This is a genomic window from Pseudoalteromonas sp. SWXJZ94C (assembly GCF_015864385.1).
In the GTDB taxonomy this organism is placed as follows: Bacteria; Pseudomonadota; Gammaproteobacteria; order Enterobacterales; family Alteromonadaceae; genus Pseudoalteromonas.
Genome location: NZ_JADYXF010000009.1, coordinates 104,635 through 120,289, shown reverse-complemented (window position 1 = coordinate 120,289; position 15,655 = coordinate 104,635). Strand labels below are relative to the sequence as shown.

General features: G+C 43.9%; 8 protein-coding genes. 5 read left to right on the top strand and 3 right to left on the bottom strand.

Annotated elements, in window-relative coordinates:
- Window positions 1-39 precede the first annotated feature (39 nt).
- Window positions 40-11,013, top strand: a complete 10,974-nt coding sequence (locus I6F65_RS05915) for an Ig-like domain-containing protein (RefSeq protein ID WP_331461418.1) — start codon at window positions 40-42, stop codon at window positions 11,011-11,013.
- Window positions 11,014-11,209: 196 nt separating this feature from the next.
- Here I6F65_RS05915 and flgN read toward each other — a convergent pair whose 3' ends face one another.
- From flgN to flgA, 3 genes are all read right to left on the bottom strand, one after another.
- Window positions 11,210-11,641, bottom strand: a complete 432-nt coding sequence (gene flgN, locus I6F65_RS05910) for a flagellar export chaperone FlgN (protein ID WP_166108926.1) — start codon at window positions 11,639-11,641, stop codon at window positions 11,210-11,212.
- Window positions 11,634-11,954: a flagellar biosynthesis anti-sigma factor FlgM gene (gene flgM / locus I6F65_RS05905; protein WP_024611496.1), complete on the bottom strand. Its 321-nt coding sequence runs from the start codon at window positions 11,952-11,954 to the stop codon at window positions 11,634-11,636. Before flgM ends, flgN begins: the two co-directional genes overlap by 8 nt.
- A 76-nt stretch (window positions 11,955-12,030) precedes the next feature.
- Window positions 12,031-12,738, bottom strand: coding sequence for a flagellar basal body P-ring formation chaperone FlgA (gene flgA, locus I6F65_RS05900; protein WP_197111956.1), 708 nt, complete (start codon window positions 12,736-12,738; stop codon window positions 12,031-12,033).
- A gap of 141 nt (window positions 12,739-12,879) precedes the next feature.
- Here flgA and I6F65_RS05895 point away from each other — a divergent pair, with 141 nt between their 5' ends.
- The 4 genes from I6F65_RS05895 (at window position 12,880) to flgC (ending at window position 15,652) form a co-directional block, all read left to right on the top strand.
- Complete coding sequence (locus I6F65_RS05895; protein WP_024611498.1) at window positions 12,880-13,812, top strand: chemotaxis protein CheV; 933 nt, start codon at window positions 12,880-12,882, stop codon at window positions 13,810-13,812.
- A 20-nt stretch (window positions 13,813-13,832) separates the two neighbouring features.
- Entirely contained in the window at window positions 13,833-14,666 is an 834-nt protein-coding gene (locus I6F65_RS05890; RefSeq protein WP_166108928.1) for a protein-glutamate O-methyltransferase CheR, read from the top strand.
- Between the two features lie 141 nt (window positions 14,667-14,807).
- Window positions 14,808-15,215, top strand: coding sequence for a flagellar basal body rod protein FlgB (flgB, locus tag I6F65_RS05885; protein WP_166108929.1), 408 nt, complete (start codon window positions 14,808-14,810; stop codon window positions 15,213-15,215).
- 5 nt (window positions 15,216-15,220) lie between these two features.
- Window positions 15,221-15,652 (top strand): flagellar basal body rod protein FlgC, encoded by a 432-nt coding sequence (gene flgC, locus I6F65_RS05880; RefSeq protein WP_024611501.1) that lies wholly within the window; start codon window positions 15,221-15,223, stop codon window positions 15,650-15,652.
- The last annotated feature ends 3 nt before the right edge of the window (window positions 15,653-15,655 follow it).

The window sequence follows — 15,655 nt, the reverse complement described above, 5'->3', positions numbered from 1 at the left end:
GATGCCGCAGGCAACACCAGCACCGCTAACAGCAGTGGCATTATCGACACCGTCGCACCGGTGATCGCCGTAAATGAATTATCTATTGGAAATGACGGCACGGCAGTGATCAGCGGTACTTCAACCGAGCCAGTAGGCAGTGTGGTGAGTATCCTCATTACCGACGTCAATGGCATTACGTATCCACTGTCAGCCGTGGTGGATAACAACGGAGTATTTCAGACAACCAGCCCAACATTGCCTGATGGCAGTTACAGTGTGCAAGCGAGCATCACTGATGCCGCAGGCAACACCAGCACCGCTAACAGCAGTGGTATTATCGACACTGTCGCGCCGGTGATCGCCGTAAATGAATTATCCCTTGGAAATGACGGCACGGCAGTGATCAGCGGTACCTCAACCGAGCCTGTGGGCAGTGTGGTGAGTATCCTCATTACCGACGTCAATGGCATTACGTATCCACTGTCAGCCGTGGTGGATAACAACGGAGTATTTCAGACAACCAGCCCAACATTGCCTGATGGCAGTTACAGTGTGCAAGCGAGCATCACCGATGCCGCAGGCAACACCAGCACCGCTAACAGCAGTGGCATTATCGACACCGTCGCACCGGTGATCGCCGTAAATGAATTATCCCTTGGAAATGACGGCACGGCAGTGATCAGCGGTACTTCAACCGAGCCAGTAGGCAGTGTGGTGAGCATCCTCATTACCGACGTCAATGGCATTACGTATCCATTGTCAGCCGTGGTGGATAACACCGGAGTATTTCAGACAACCAGCCCAACATTGCCTGATGGCAGTTACAGTGTGCAAGCGAGTATCACCGATGCCGCAGGCAACACCAGCACCGCTAACAGCAGTGGCATTATCGACACCGCCGCACCAACACTGACTATTCAACCCGTCGGGGACATAAGCGACTTAACCCCTGAATTACGCGGCACCAGTAATGAGATAGGGGGCACTGTCACCCTTATTGTAACGGACGCAAACAATGTTATACGCACACTCACCACCGAGGTTGACAGCGATGGGCATTGGTTTATTGAAGTTCCGAATACCCTTGCACAAGGTGACTTTAGCGTACAAGCGAGCATTATCGATGCCGCAGGCAATACCAGCACCGCCAGCAGCAGTGGCATTGTCGACACCGTCATACCGGTTATTAGCGTTGATTTACTCGGCCTTGGCAACGACAACACCCCGGTTATTAGTGGGGTATCAACCGAGCCTGAGGGCACCCTCATCGTAATAATGATCACCGACAGCAATGGCGATGATCACCCAATTACCGCCACCGTAGATGCAAACGGTGAATGGCAAGTGATCAGCCCAGAATTACCGGATGGTGACTACAGCGTACAAGCCAACATTACCGATGCAGCAGGCAATACCGGCGGCGCCACACAGCTTGGTATCATTGATACACTCGCCCCCACACTCACCTTAGAGACCGTGGGAGCAACTAACAACAGCACCCCGATCATCAGCGGGACGAGTAATGCCCCTGAAGGCACCGTGATCAGCATTAAAGTCAGCGATATAAACGCCACAGAATCCTTCACAGCGATCGTAGATATGAATGGGGACTGGTCAGCAATTGTACCAAACGCCTTAACCGATGGAATATTGAGCATAGAAGTGAGCGTGGAAGACGTGGCAGGTAACAGCACCACCGTCAGTGAAAGTGCCACATTGGATACCAATGCCCCGAGCATAAACATTAACGCATTGGCAGACACAAACCAAAGCACCCCCACCATCAGCGGCACCACCGATGCTGCGGATGGGACAGTAATAAACATCACCTTCGTAGACAGCAATAACGACAGCAGTAGCACAAGTGTTATTGTCAGTGGTACCACGTGGAGTGTGGTTGCGCCTAGCGATTTAGCGGGCGGAAGTTACACCGTTACCGCCACAATCAACGACATATCAGGCAATAGCAGTAGCGCCAGCGTCAGCGGATTAATCGACTTAATCGCCCCAAGCTTAACGATTAACACGCACAGCGTCAGCAACGACATCACCCCAACGGTATCGGGAAACAGCGATGCGCCTCACGACAGCGTCGTGAATATCATCGTGACAGGCAGCAACGGCGACGTGCATACCTTTACCGCCATTGTTGGCAGTGAAGGGGATTGGTCAGCGCCAGTGCCGAGTGCCCTGGTTGAAGGCAGTTACAGCGTCAGCGCCAGCGTCAGCGATGCCGCAGGCAATAGCATTAGCGCCACGAGCACAGGGGAAGTCGACATCACCCCGCCAACGCTCATCTTGAACAACCTAGGGTCAAGCAGCGACGTAACACCAACACTCAGTGGCAGCAGTAATGCCGTTGAAGGCAGTGAAATAAGCATCACCGTCTTGGATGACGAAGGGGTATCACAAATCTTCACCACCGAAGTGGACAGTGGGGGTGAATTCTCAGTGGAAGTACCGGATGCACTCGCCGAAGGGGCGTATACACTTGTCCTCAGGATAGATGATATCGCAGGCAATACCACCACACTTACCAGCGCAGGCGTCATAGACACCCTTGCACCGAGTGTGAGTGTGAATGTGCCGTCACTCACGAATGAGGTCACCCCAGTAATAACGGGAACAAGCAGTGAAGCAAACAGCACCGTTAGCATCACCGTTACCGGTGCAGACACGGTCGTTCACGTATTCGACGTGCAAACAGACAGCGACGGTAATTGGAGTGCGACACCGCCAAGCGCGTTAGCTGAAGGCAGTTACACGGTGAGCGTGAGCATGACCGACGCCGCACAAAATACCACTGTTGTTAGTGGTACAGGTGAAGTGGATGTTACCCCACCGGAACTTGCGTTTACGCCACATTTTGAATTAGGCGCATTGGTGTCATTAAACGGCACCTCGGACTTACCACTAAACAGTGAAATTACCATTACCGAGCAACTTATTGGCGGCGGTGTTGGCATAAGTTACACCACCACCACGGATGAAAACGGCAACTGGTCGTTTATAGGGTTAGGTATTTCATTACTCGATGTTGCCTCCATTACCGCCAGCGGCACAGACGCTGCCGGTAATATTCGTGTTATCAACTCCGATAGCTTCGACACAACACCGCCGACATTAATCGTGGAAATAGCACCTTATAGTAACAGTGAAACCCCCCTTATTAGTGGCAACAGCGATGCAGGTGAAGGGGCATTGGTGACCCTTATTGTGACCGACAACGCAGGCGTATCACACACATTAACAACCTTCGTAGATGCCAATGGTGACTGGAATGTCACACCGATAATAGGACTGAGCGAAGGGCAAAGCACCGTTGAAGTCAGTGTTCGTGACAGCGTAGGCAATTTAACAAGCGTCACACAAACCAGCATTATCGACACCGTCGCACCAACACTGACTATTCAACCCGTCGGGGACATAAGCGACTTAACCCCTGAATTACGCGGCACCAGTAATGAGATAGGGGGCACTGTCACCCTTATTGTAACGGACGCAAACAATGTTATACGCACACTCACCACCGAGGTTGACAGCGATGGGCATTGGTTTATTGAAGTCCCGAATACCCTTGCACAAGGTGACTTTAGCGTACAAGCGAGCATTATCGATGCCGCAGGCAATACCAGCACCGCCAGCAGCAGTGGCATTGTCGACACCGTCATACCGGTTATTAGCGTTGATTTACTCGGCCTTGGCAACGACAACACCCCGGTTATTAGTGGGGTATCAACCGAGCCTGAGGGCACCCTCATCGTAATAATGATCACCGACAGCAATGGCGATGATCACCCAATTACCGCCACCGTAGATGCAAACGGTGAATGGCAAGTGATCAGCCCAGAATTACCGGATGGTGACTACAGCGTACAAGCCAGCATTACCGATGCAGCAGGCAATACCGGCGGCGCCACACAGCTTGGTATCATTGATACACTCGCCCCCACACTCACCTTAGAGACCGTGGGAGCAACTAACAACAGCACCCCGATCATCAGCGGGACGAGTAATGCCCCTGAAGGCACCGTGATCAGCATTAAAGTCAGCGATATAAACGCCACAGAATCCTTCACAGCGATCGTAGATATGAATGGGGACTGGTCAGCAATTGTACCAAACGCCTTAACCGATGGAATATTGAGCATAGAAGTGAGCGTGGAAGACGTGGCAGGTAACAGCACCACCGTCAGTGAAAGTGCCACATTGGATACCAATGCCCCGAGCATAAACATTAACGCATTGGCAGACACAAACCAAAGCACCCCCACCATCAGCGGCACCACCGATGCTGCGGATGGGACAGTAATAAACATCACCTTCGTAGACAGCAATAACGACAGCAGTAGCACAAGTGTTATTGTCAGTGGTACCACGTGGAGTGTGGTTGCGCCTAGCGATTTAGCGGGCGGAAGTTACACCGTTACCGCCACAATCAACGACATATCAGGCAATAGCAGTAGCGCCAGCGTCAGCGGATTAATCGACTTAATCGCCCCAAGCTTAACGATTAACACGCACAGCGTCAGCAACGACATCACCCCAACGGTATCGGGAAACAGCGATGCGCCTCACGACAGCGTCGTGAATATCATCGTGACAGGCAGCAACGGCGACGTGCATACCTTTACCGCCATTGTTGGCAGTGAAGGGGATTGGTCAGCGCCAGTGCCGAGTGCCCTGGTTGAAGGCAGTTACAGCGTCAGCGCCAGCGTCAGCGATGCCGCAGGCAATAGCATTAGCGCCACGAGCACAGGGGAAGTCGACATCACCCCGCCAACGCTCATCTTGAACAACCTAGGGTCAAGCAGCGACGTAACACCAACACTCAGTGGCAGCAGTAATGCCGTTGAAGGCAGTGAAATAAGCATCACCGTCTTGGATGACGAAGGGGTATCACAAATCTTCACCACCGAAGTGGACAGTGGGGGTGAATTCTCAGTGGAAGTACCGGATGCACTCGCCGAAGGGGCGTATACACTTGTCCTCAGGATAGATGATATCGCAGGCAATACCACCACACTTACCAGCGCAGGCGTCATAGACACCCTTGCACCGAGTGTGAGTGTGAATGTGCCGTCACTCACGAATGAGGTCACCCCAGTAATAACGGGAACAAGCAGTGAAGCAAACAGCACCGTTAGCATCACCGTTACCGGTGCAGACACGGTCGTTCACGTATTCGACGTGCAAACAGACAGCGACGGTAATTGGAGTGCGACACCGCCAAGCGCGTTAGCTGAAGGCAGTTACACGGTGAGCGTGAGCATGACCGACGCCGCACAAAATACCACTGTTGTTAGTGGTACAGGTGAAGTGGATGTTACCCCACCGGAACTGAGAATTATTCCTGCATTTGCAACAGGTAATTTGGTTTCTCTTTCCGGGGAATCGGATTTACCAGGAGGCTCTGTGATCACTATTACAGAGCATTTAGTTGGTGGGTTAATTGGCGCAACTTACACCGCAACAACGAATGCTGATGGCTCATGGGGTGTTGCAAACATAACTGTGCCTTTACTTAATCTTGCTTATGTAACTGCAACAGCAACTGATGCAGCTGGTAATATTGCATCAGTTAATACACTTGATTTTGATAACGTAGCGCCAGACCTAACCGTTAGTGTCGATGCTTTATCTAATGACAGTACGCCAGTAATTAGCGGCACCACCGATATGGGGCAAGGCACTGTAATTAATATAACAGTGACTGATAGTGAAGGAGAAAGCCAAGCGTTTACTGCGACAGTTCAAGCCGGTGGCGACTGGTCTGTTGCTGTACCTGCAGAGCTAGCGCAAGGTCAATATACCGTTGTTGCAGAGGTTAGAGACAGTGTTGGTAACTTAACAACGCAGCAGGCTCAAGGTGAAATAGACAGTGTTGATCCTACATTAATTGTGAACGAAGTTAACGCGACAATAGATACAACACCTACAATTTCAGGCACAAGTAATGAGATAGGTGCAGATGTAAGCATTATTATTGGTGGTCAAACACTAACAGCAACTGTGGGTACTGATGGCAATTGGCAAGTAGATGTCCCCGTAGGACTTGTTGATGGTGATTATACGGCGCAAGTAAGTATTACCGATGACGCTAATAATATCAGCAGCACGACTATTGATTTAACAATTGATACCCAAGTACCTATTATTGTACTTAATGATATAACTGTATTTAACACTAATACACCAATTGTAAGTGGTACTTCAACTGAACCACAGAATACGGTGGTCGATATAGTCATTACAGATAGCAATAATGACACACACATTTTAACCGCAATAGTTGATGCTAACGGCGATTGGCAAGTTACGGCGCCAAGCTTGCCAGATGGCAATTATGATGTAGAGGTAAGTATTACCGATGATGCTGGCAATCAAGGTTTGGATACAGGCTCGAGCTTTATTGATACTCAAGCACCAAGTATTTCTATAAACGCATTAGGTACAATTAATGACAGCACGCCAACTATTTCAGGCACATCCAATGAACCTGAAAACACGAGTATTACAGTAACTGTGACCGATGGAGATAGTACCGAGACTTACACAACTGTTGTTGGTGCAGGAGGTGATTGGAGTGTAGATATAACCGACGCACTGACTGATGGTGAAGTTACAGTTTCTGCAAGTGTTACTGATACCGCAGGGAATGAATCAGTTGCAAATAGTACCGCAACGTTAAATACCAATGCGCCTACAATCAATATTAATACAATTGTTGATACGAACGATCAAACACCAGCAATATCGGGCACAAGTAGTGCGGCAGATAGCACAGAAATTACGGTCGTTATAACTGACGTTAATAACATTTCACATACTGTAACTACTTCGGTAGTAGGCGGGATTTGGAGTGTTGATGCGATAAGTATTCTTCCTGAAGGTGAGTTTACTGTTTCGGCAAGTGTGACTGAAGGTGGCTTAACGAGTAATGCAGCGGGCGAGGGCGTGATCGATTTAACTCCACCAGCACTTAATATTACACCGCCGGTAACGTCTAATGACACTACGCCTACAATTTCAGGCACAACTACAGCTCCACAAGGCGCCATAGTCGCTATTTTAATTACAGATAGCTTAGGTGCAGAGCAAACGGTTAATGCTACGGTTGGTGCAAATGGCATATGGTCAGTCGCTGCAAGTACAGAGTTGAGCGAGGGCACTTACACGGTTTTAGCTTCAACAACAGATACTGCCGGTAATCCTGTAAACACAAGTATTACAGGGGAAGTTGACATAACAGCGCCAGTTGTGACCATTAACGATATTGTTGGAGGTACAGACTTAACCCCAGGTATTTCAGGAAGTGTGACAGGTGCCAATGTGGGTGATGCTGTTGCAGTGGTATTCACTGATGCACAAGGTAATGAGCACACTGTAAATACAACGGTTCAAACTGGAGGTATATGGTCTGTAGAGGCAAGTAGCTCTCTTTCACAAGGAGATTATTCAGTTGAAGCATTTGTTACTGACAGCGCTGGTAATACCGGGGACGCAACAAATACAGCAACTATAGATACCATTGCACCAGAGATTAGTATTAATCAAAGTTCATTAATACTAACTCAAGATAGCACTCCATTGATTACAGGTACGTCTAACGAGGCAAATACAAACGTTATTGTTACCTTTACTGATTCTGCTGGAGTTTCTCATCAAATGACCGTTCAAACCGATGGCAATGGAGACTGGCAAGCGGCTGCTAATAATATTTTAGCTGACGGTGTTTACAGTGTTAGTGCAACTATTAGCGATGCGGCAGGTAATACTTCTACTGACAGTAAAACCGGTGGCGAGATTGATACAGTAGGACCAGAGCTAACAATAATGCCTTCGTTCTTAGTTGGGGGCATACTATCACTATCGGGTACCTCTGATTTGGGCCCTAATGAAACTGTAACAGTAACAACTAGGTTAGCAGGAAGTTTAGTTGATAGTACTTATGAAGTACTCACCGATGTTAATGGTGATTGGGAATTACTTGGCTTGACAATTAATATTATAGGCTTGTCTACAGTCACAGCATCAGCTACAGATGAAGCGGGTAATACAACGACGATAACGACAGCAGATATTGATAACACAACACCGTTATTAGATGCAGTAGTTAACTTTGTAACTGGAGAGGGGGACTTACCAATAATTAGTGGGTCAACCGACCAAGCACCAGGCACTGAAGTGCTAGTTAAAGTGGTAGATAGCGAAAATGCAGTACAAGAGCTAGTTGCTATAGTACAAGCCGATAACTCATGGGCTGTGCAAGTACCTCAATCATTGGCTGAAGGTACATATAATGCAACCGTAGATATAGTAAATGAGGTTGGTTTAACAACAACAATCTTATTGACCGAGGTTGTAGATACATTATCTCCCAGCCTAAGTTTAGAAGTTATTGGCACAACATCGGATTCAATGCCAATCATTCAAGGTACTAGTGATCTAATTAACGGTGTGGTAAAAATTCAGCTTGATGGTGGCTCAGTAATAGAGACGACAGTTAATGCTGCTGGGGAATTCACACTTCAACTAGATGTATTAACTGATGGGCAACACGTTGCTAATGTGAGTATTACCGATGGTGCAGGAAACGTAGTTACCGATACTCTCGTATTTGTAGTTGATGCACTAGTACCTGTGGTGAGTATTTTGCCATTGGCTATTAGCAATACCGATATATTAACTATTTCAGGCAGTTCTGAAGAGCCTGAAGGTACAGACATTGATGTAACTATTATTGGTAGTAATGGCAACGAAACCGTATTTAATACCTTAATTGGTAGCGATGGCAAGTGGTCTTTAGTAACTACTAGCTTATCAGATGGTGTATATACTGTTTCTGCAAGTATAACTGACGCGGCAGGTAATACAGGGCAGTCGGTCACTGAGCTAGTAACGATAGACACTTTACCCCCAATGCTAGCGATTGAGGCAATTGGTGTACTTAATACACTAACACCTACTATTGAAGGGACAAGCGATGAAAAGGTAGGAAGTTTAATTACCGTAAATATTACTGACTCTACAGATACATTATATGTAGTTACCACTTCGGTATTAGGAGACGGAACATGGCTTATTGTTACTCCTTTACTTGCTGAAGGTGACTTAACAATTGAGGCAATAAGTACAGATGATGCTGGGAATATAACAACAGTTACTCAAACGGGCACTATTAGTACAACCTTACCAGGTTTGTTAATTAATCAAATTGTAGATACAAGCGATACAACGCCAACAATTACAGGTACCACAGATATATTAGCAGGTGACGTACAGGTAGTTATTACCGATAGTAGCGGTACAGCAACGACATATAACACCCAAGCTATTGCAGGTGTATGGACTCTAATACCTACAACACCATTAGCTGAAGGTGCCTTTACTGTAAGTGCTACAGTTGAAAACTTAGGGCTTACAAGTTCTACAAGCCTAGGTGGCATTATTGATTTAACACCACCAACAGTTGAAGTTAACCAGTTACCTGTTACTAATAACCCGTTACCAACAATTACAGGTACAAGCGATGCACCAGCAGGTACAAATGTGAGTGTTGTTATTACCGATGCTAATAACAATTCACAAACTATTACCGCTCAAGTTTCAGGAAGTGGCACATGGTCAGTAACAGCTACCACCACGCTTAGTGAAGGTAGCTTTAGTGCAATAGCATCAATAAGCGATACAGCGGGTAACTCTGCTAGCGATACTATGGTGTCAAGTACCGATTACACAGCACCAACTGTAGTGATAGACCCAATTACAGTAGGGCAAGATACAACGCCTACCATTACGGGTTCTGTAACTGGAAGCTTTGCAGGTGCGGCTGTAATAGTTATGTTTACAGATTCTGCAGGCGCTTCGCACAGTGTTCAAACAAATGTGAATGCTGATGGGACGTGGAGCGTGATATCAGCAGAAGTACTTCCTGAGGGCAACTACAGCGTTGATGTAAGCATTGTTGATGGTGCAAGTAATACTGGTACGCAATCATCAAGTAGCGCAATTGACTCAGGTATTACAATTGATTCAGGATTGGTACTAACTACAGATCAAAACCCAGTTATAACAGGTACAGCCGCTCCTGGTGAGTCAGTAACGGTGACCTTTAGTGGCGCTACAGAGGCAACTGAAGCAGTAACTGCTGATGCATCGGGTGAATGGAGCGTAACAGCTAATACTAACTTAGCTGACGGGGTGTACACAGTAACAGCTGTAGCAACTGATACATCAGGTAATACAACTTCAAGCGGTAGTATATCTGGATTGGTTATTGATACTACACCACCTATAGTAAATGATTTTGAGGTTGATTATTTACTCGACGAGCTTACAGGACTTATAAAGATAGCTGTTGTAGGTTTTCATGGCACTACAGATGCAGAGCCCGGCACGACAGTTACATTAGATAACTCGTTACTACTTGGCTTAAGTATTGGAAATAAAACAACGACAGTGCAAAGCGATGGAAGTTGGGAGTTTACTAGTATTGATCTCAACTTAGGTGCTCTAGAACTTCTAGGTTTAGGACTAAACGATGTCAGAATTATATTTGAAGACGAAGCAGGTAATACCACAACCATTGATGGTGAAGGTACTGAAATACCGACTACATCAGATATTCAATCATCTCCAGACACCAATGTACTAACTTCGTTTGGTGAAGAATCAGCATTGGATGAGACAGCGCCTAATGATGTATCAAGCAACAACGTATCAAGCAACAACGTATTAAGCAGTGAGACTATTGATTTAGGTAATTTAAGCAGTTTATCAATAACGTCAGAACAAACTGTACAAATAGGTTCTGCAGAGCCACTTAATATTAACGATGTAATTGTTGATTCTGATGCAGATCAGCTTGTTGCTCTTAAGCTCCTTGATGATGAGGGTTCCTATATTGAGTATAAGCCATCGCAAAATGCAGAGCCTGCAGCTACAACACCTGCAAGTGATGTACAAACTCAATCAGAGGAGTTGATAAAACACCTAATAGAAAATGGTAACAATCAAACTGATATTTAACATACGAAACCCACCTTAAAAATATTTAAGGTGGGTTTTAGTGCAAGGTTATAATGCCAATTTGATTAAAGTATTACTTAATGTAATAAGTTGAAGTACTCATTTTAATATAGAGCGCTTGCATAGCTAATCATTAAGCAAAAAAGCCCTACTGATGCTATCAGTAGGGCTTTTTATATAATCTAGGTTTAAAGCACTAAGCTTTTAAGTTGTGTACTAACTTACTCTCGGTATTTACAGATTTACCGGCTTGGTCGTAGGTCATTGACGTTGGTGCGCCAATTAATATCTCTTTTAATTGTTTAACACTTAGTTGCGCTTGGCGGGCAGCATGAGCATTAACATTATTTTGTTTTTGGCATTGTTCCAGCTTGCTGCGAACTAATGAAATTAAATCAGGTATATCTTCGGCTTGTTCATTATTGCTAGCTATCAATTTGCTTAATTCTTTATCGAGCGAACTTAGCTTGGTTAAAAAAGACATTTTTTGTTGGGCAATTTCTTTTAAACCTTCACCACGTCGAGACGCAATCGCGGTAAGTTCGTCATTCAATAAAGAATGTAAAGATGCTAAGCAATCAACTTGCTCATTTAGTTTAATCGTAATTAAACCATTGTGATCAGCCATAAACGTTAAACTCAAAGTCAGCTAAATTTTTAGCAAGTTTTTCACTGTCTATTTGGTACTTGCCTTCGGTAATTGCTTTTTTTAGTTCAGCAACTTTATCACCATCAAAACCAGGCGACTGTTGCGCTTTATCTTGTAATGTTTTTAATTGCTGAGCTTGTGGAGTTAAGCTAACAGAATCGCTTGCAGCCTTAGGTGTAGCAGACTGAGCAGCTTGTGTATTTGCATTATCTCTTTGTAAATCAACTTTTTGTTGCTTAGCATTAGTTAAAACGTTTGCTTGTTGATTACCTGAACTAACTTGATTAACCATAATAATAAACCTGTATATTACCCAACTTATGCCAGTTTATCGGCATATACGCAGGATACTTTAGCATAAATCTAAATTAAATATTCACTTGCACAGACTCTACACCATCTACTCGCGCATTTAAAACTTTACCTGTTTTTTTGTTTTCAACTCGTATTTGTTCACCAATGGTCCCATCCTCTAATGCAACGCCAGAAGTTTTAATTTTGAGCCCTTTAAGGTTTGCATAAATGTTTACTGAGTCTCCCTTACACACCATACAAATATGGCTAAGTAATATTGGCATACCACTTCTAATATTGCGTTTACTTCTGCTGCCAATAAGCATTTTAGGATCATCTAAATATTGTATTCTTACAAAATGAGTTGGCTTCATTTCTACGCTTAGGTGAGAGCTTGTAATGACTTCTCCTCGCGTTAAATTTGCACTAGCAACAACAACTGGTGCCATTTCAATAACTCTTACATGAACATATTGAGCCCAATTTTGAGCGTCATTACATTTTATTTGTAAAGTAACTTGCCGGTTAAAAGGTGGTTCACTATTTGTAGATAACTCGGGTGCCATATCACAGTTTCTATCAGGAATTCGGCTGTCTAATGGCAATGCACTTATTTGCATTTTATTATTGTCGATATCACCAATTTTTGTTGTTACATAACTTACAGCCATCTCTTGCAATAAATCTTTATTGAATATTTTTGCGTGAAGGGGGAATGCTAAACAGAGGCTAGCAACAAAATAGAAAACACTGTATCTTCTGACTTTTTTTAACAAACTCATAATGTTTCGACTATGCTTATGGTTTCAAACAGGGTATAAATATTTGGCGTCAAAAAGAAGACGCTCCCGTGATGTTATGTAAGCTTAATAAATAGAAAGCAATTATCGTTCCGTATTATTTGTTTTCTTTAGGAGATTTGAATGGCAGGTATTTTAGACTCAGTAAACCAACGAACTCAGTTGGTTGGCCAGAACCGCCTAGAATTACTATTGTTTAAGCTCAGAGGACGGCAACGTTTTGGTATCAATGTATTTAAGGTGAGAGAAGTACTGCAATGTCCTCCACTAACAAGTATGCCAAAATCAAATGCCTATATTCGTGGTGTTGCGCACATTAGAGGTCAAACTATTTCAGTTATCGACTTATCGATGGCAGTAGGTGGGCGCCCAATAGAAAACATTAAAGACAGCTTTATTATCATTGCCGAATATAATCGCTCTGTACAAGGGTTTTTAGTCGGTGGGGTAGAGCGTATTGTTAACATGAATTGGGAAAAAATAATGCCACCACCATCAGGTGCTGGGCGTTATTCATATTTAACAGCCGTAACCGAGATTGAAAACGAATTAGTTGAAATTCTCGATGTAGAAAAAATTCTTAACGAAATTTGTCCTGTTAACACCGAAGTAAGTGCTGAAGTGGCTGCCAGTGGCGACATTCAAAAAGATTTAGGTGAGCGAATTGTTTTTATTGCTGATGATTCTGCCGTAGCGCGTAATCAAGTAAAGCGTGCATTAGAGCCGTTAGGCGTACAAACAGAACTTGCTAAAAATGGTAAAGAAGCTTTAATCAGGTTAAAAGAAATAGCAGAACTTGATTGTAAAAATGATATTACAGAGCGCGTAGCGCTACTTATTTCAGATGTTGAAATGCCTGAAATGGATGGTTATACACTAACGGCAGAAATAAAAGCTGACCCTAAGCTCGCTCCATTACATGTTATTTTACATACATCATTAAGCGGCGTTTTTAATCAAGCTATGATTGAAAAAGTAGGCGCAGATGATTTTATTGCTAAATTTAACCCAGATGAATTAGCAACAGCGGTTAAAAAATGGGTTAGTTGTGATTAATTTAAAAAGGTGGCTTTAACTTGGATAATAAAGACTTGCAGCAAAGTGAATACGATCAGTTTCGTTCGTTTTTAGAGCAGCAATGCGGTATTGTTTTAGGTGAAAACAAGCAATACTTAGTTAAAAGTCGACTTGCACCACTAATGACTCGGTTTGATGTAAAATCTTTATCAGAGCTAGTGAGTAAAACGATGGGGCTTCATGAGCGACAGCTTCGTGCAGCAGTTGTTGATGCAATGACCACTAACGAAACATTGTGGTTTAGAGATCAATATCCATTTGAGTTATTACAAAGTAAATTATTTCCTGAGTTTAAAGAATTAAGACGACCATTAAAGATTTGGTCTGCTGCAAGCTCTTCAGGTCAAGAACCGTACTCTATTGCAATGTCGGTTGCTGAGTTTCAAGTAAAAAAGCCAGGCGTATTACGTATGGGTGCGCAAATTATAGGCACTGATATTTCTAATACGATGCTTGATATGTGTAAAAATGCTGAATACGATGCCCTTGCTTTAGCGCGAGGTTTATCGGCTGAACGTCGTAAAAAGTTTTTTAAAGATAGCGGCAATGGTATGGCACAAGTAAACGACACAATAAAAAAACAAGTCAGTTTTAGGCATTTAAATTTACTCGATTCGTATGCATTGATGGGCAAATTTGATGTTATTTTTTGCCGTAATGTATTGATTTATTTTGCACCTGAAATAAAAGCTAAAATTATTAAACAGTTTGCTCAAGCGCTAAATCCTAAAGGGTACTTATTTTTAGGTGCATCGGAGTCGATGGCTGGGTTAAGTGACGAATTTGATATGGTGCGATGTAACCCCGGTATTATTTACCAAAAGAAATTATAACGTTTATTCCTTCCTTCTAAAACGACACATTATGTGTCGTTTTTCTTTTTAATACATAACCTTACAAAAATAACTGTTCTTCTAATATAAATGGCTTATTTTTTGCTTTATTTAAGGCAAGTCAATTTTTTGGAGATGGTTATGGCTATCAGTTTTGATAAAGCATTAGGTGTGCATCCGCAGGCTATGTTGATCCGTTCACAACGAGCAGAAGTAATTGCAACTAATATTGCGAATGCTGATACGCCGGGCTACAAAGCAAAAGATATAGATTTTGCCTCAGCATTAAAAGCGGCAAGATCACACCAGCAAAGCGGCAATACAATGGTACGCACTAACGATAAACACATTGGTGGTGGTACTCGCAGTATGGGTGATTCAGAATTATTTCGCTCGCCAAATCAATCAGATACAGGTGATGGTAACTCCGTTGATATACAGGTGGAACGGAACTTGTATACACAGAATGCTATGGAGTATCAGGCAAGCTTGCAGTTTTTAAGCGGCAGGTTTAAAGGTCTGAATAAAGCACTCGGTAGTCAAGGATAAAAATTATGAGTTTATATAATGTATTTGATATAGCTGGTTCGGGTATGAGCGCACAAAATGTACGCTTAAATACCACCGCGAGTAATATTTCTAATGCTAATACGATTAGTTCTTCTCAAGACAAAACATACCGAGCGCGACAACCTGTATTTGCTGCTGAACTTACCAAAGCGTCAGCATCAGCAAGTAATCCACAGGGCTCCGCTGTTGGCGTTAAAGTATTGGGTATTGTTGAAAGCAACAAACCATTACAAATTGAATATAATCCAAATCATCCAAGTGCGGATGAAAATGGTTATATCTATAAACCCAACGTTAATGTTGTTGAGGAGATGGCTAATATGATTTCTGCCTCTCGCTCTTATGAAACAAACGTGCAAGTTGCAGATGCAGCTAAGCAAATGTTAAGTAAAACACTGCTGCTAGGTCAGCGGTAACCG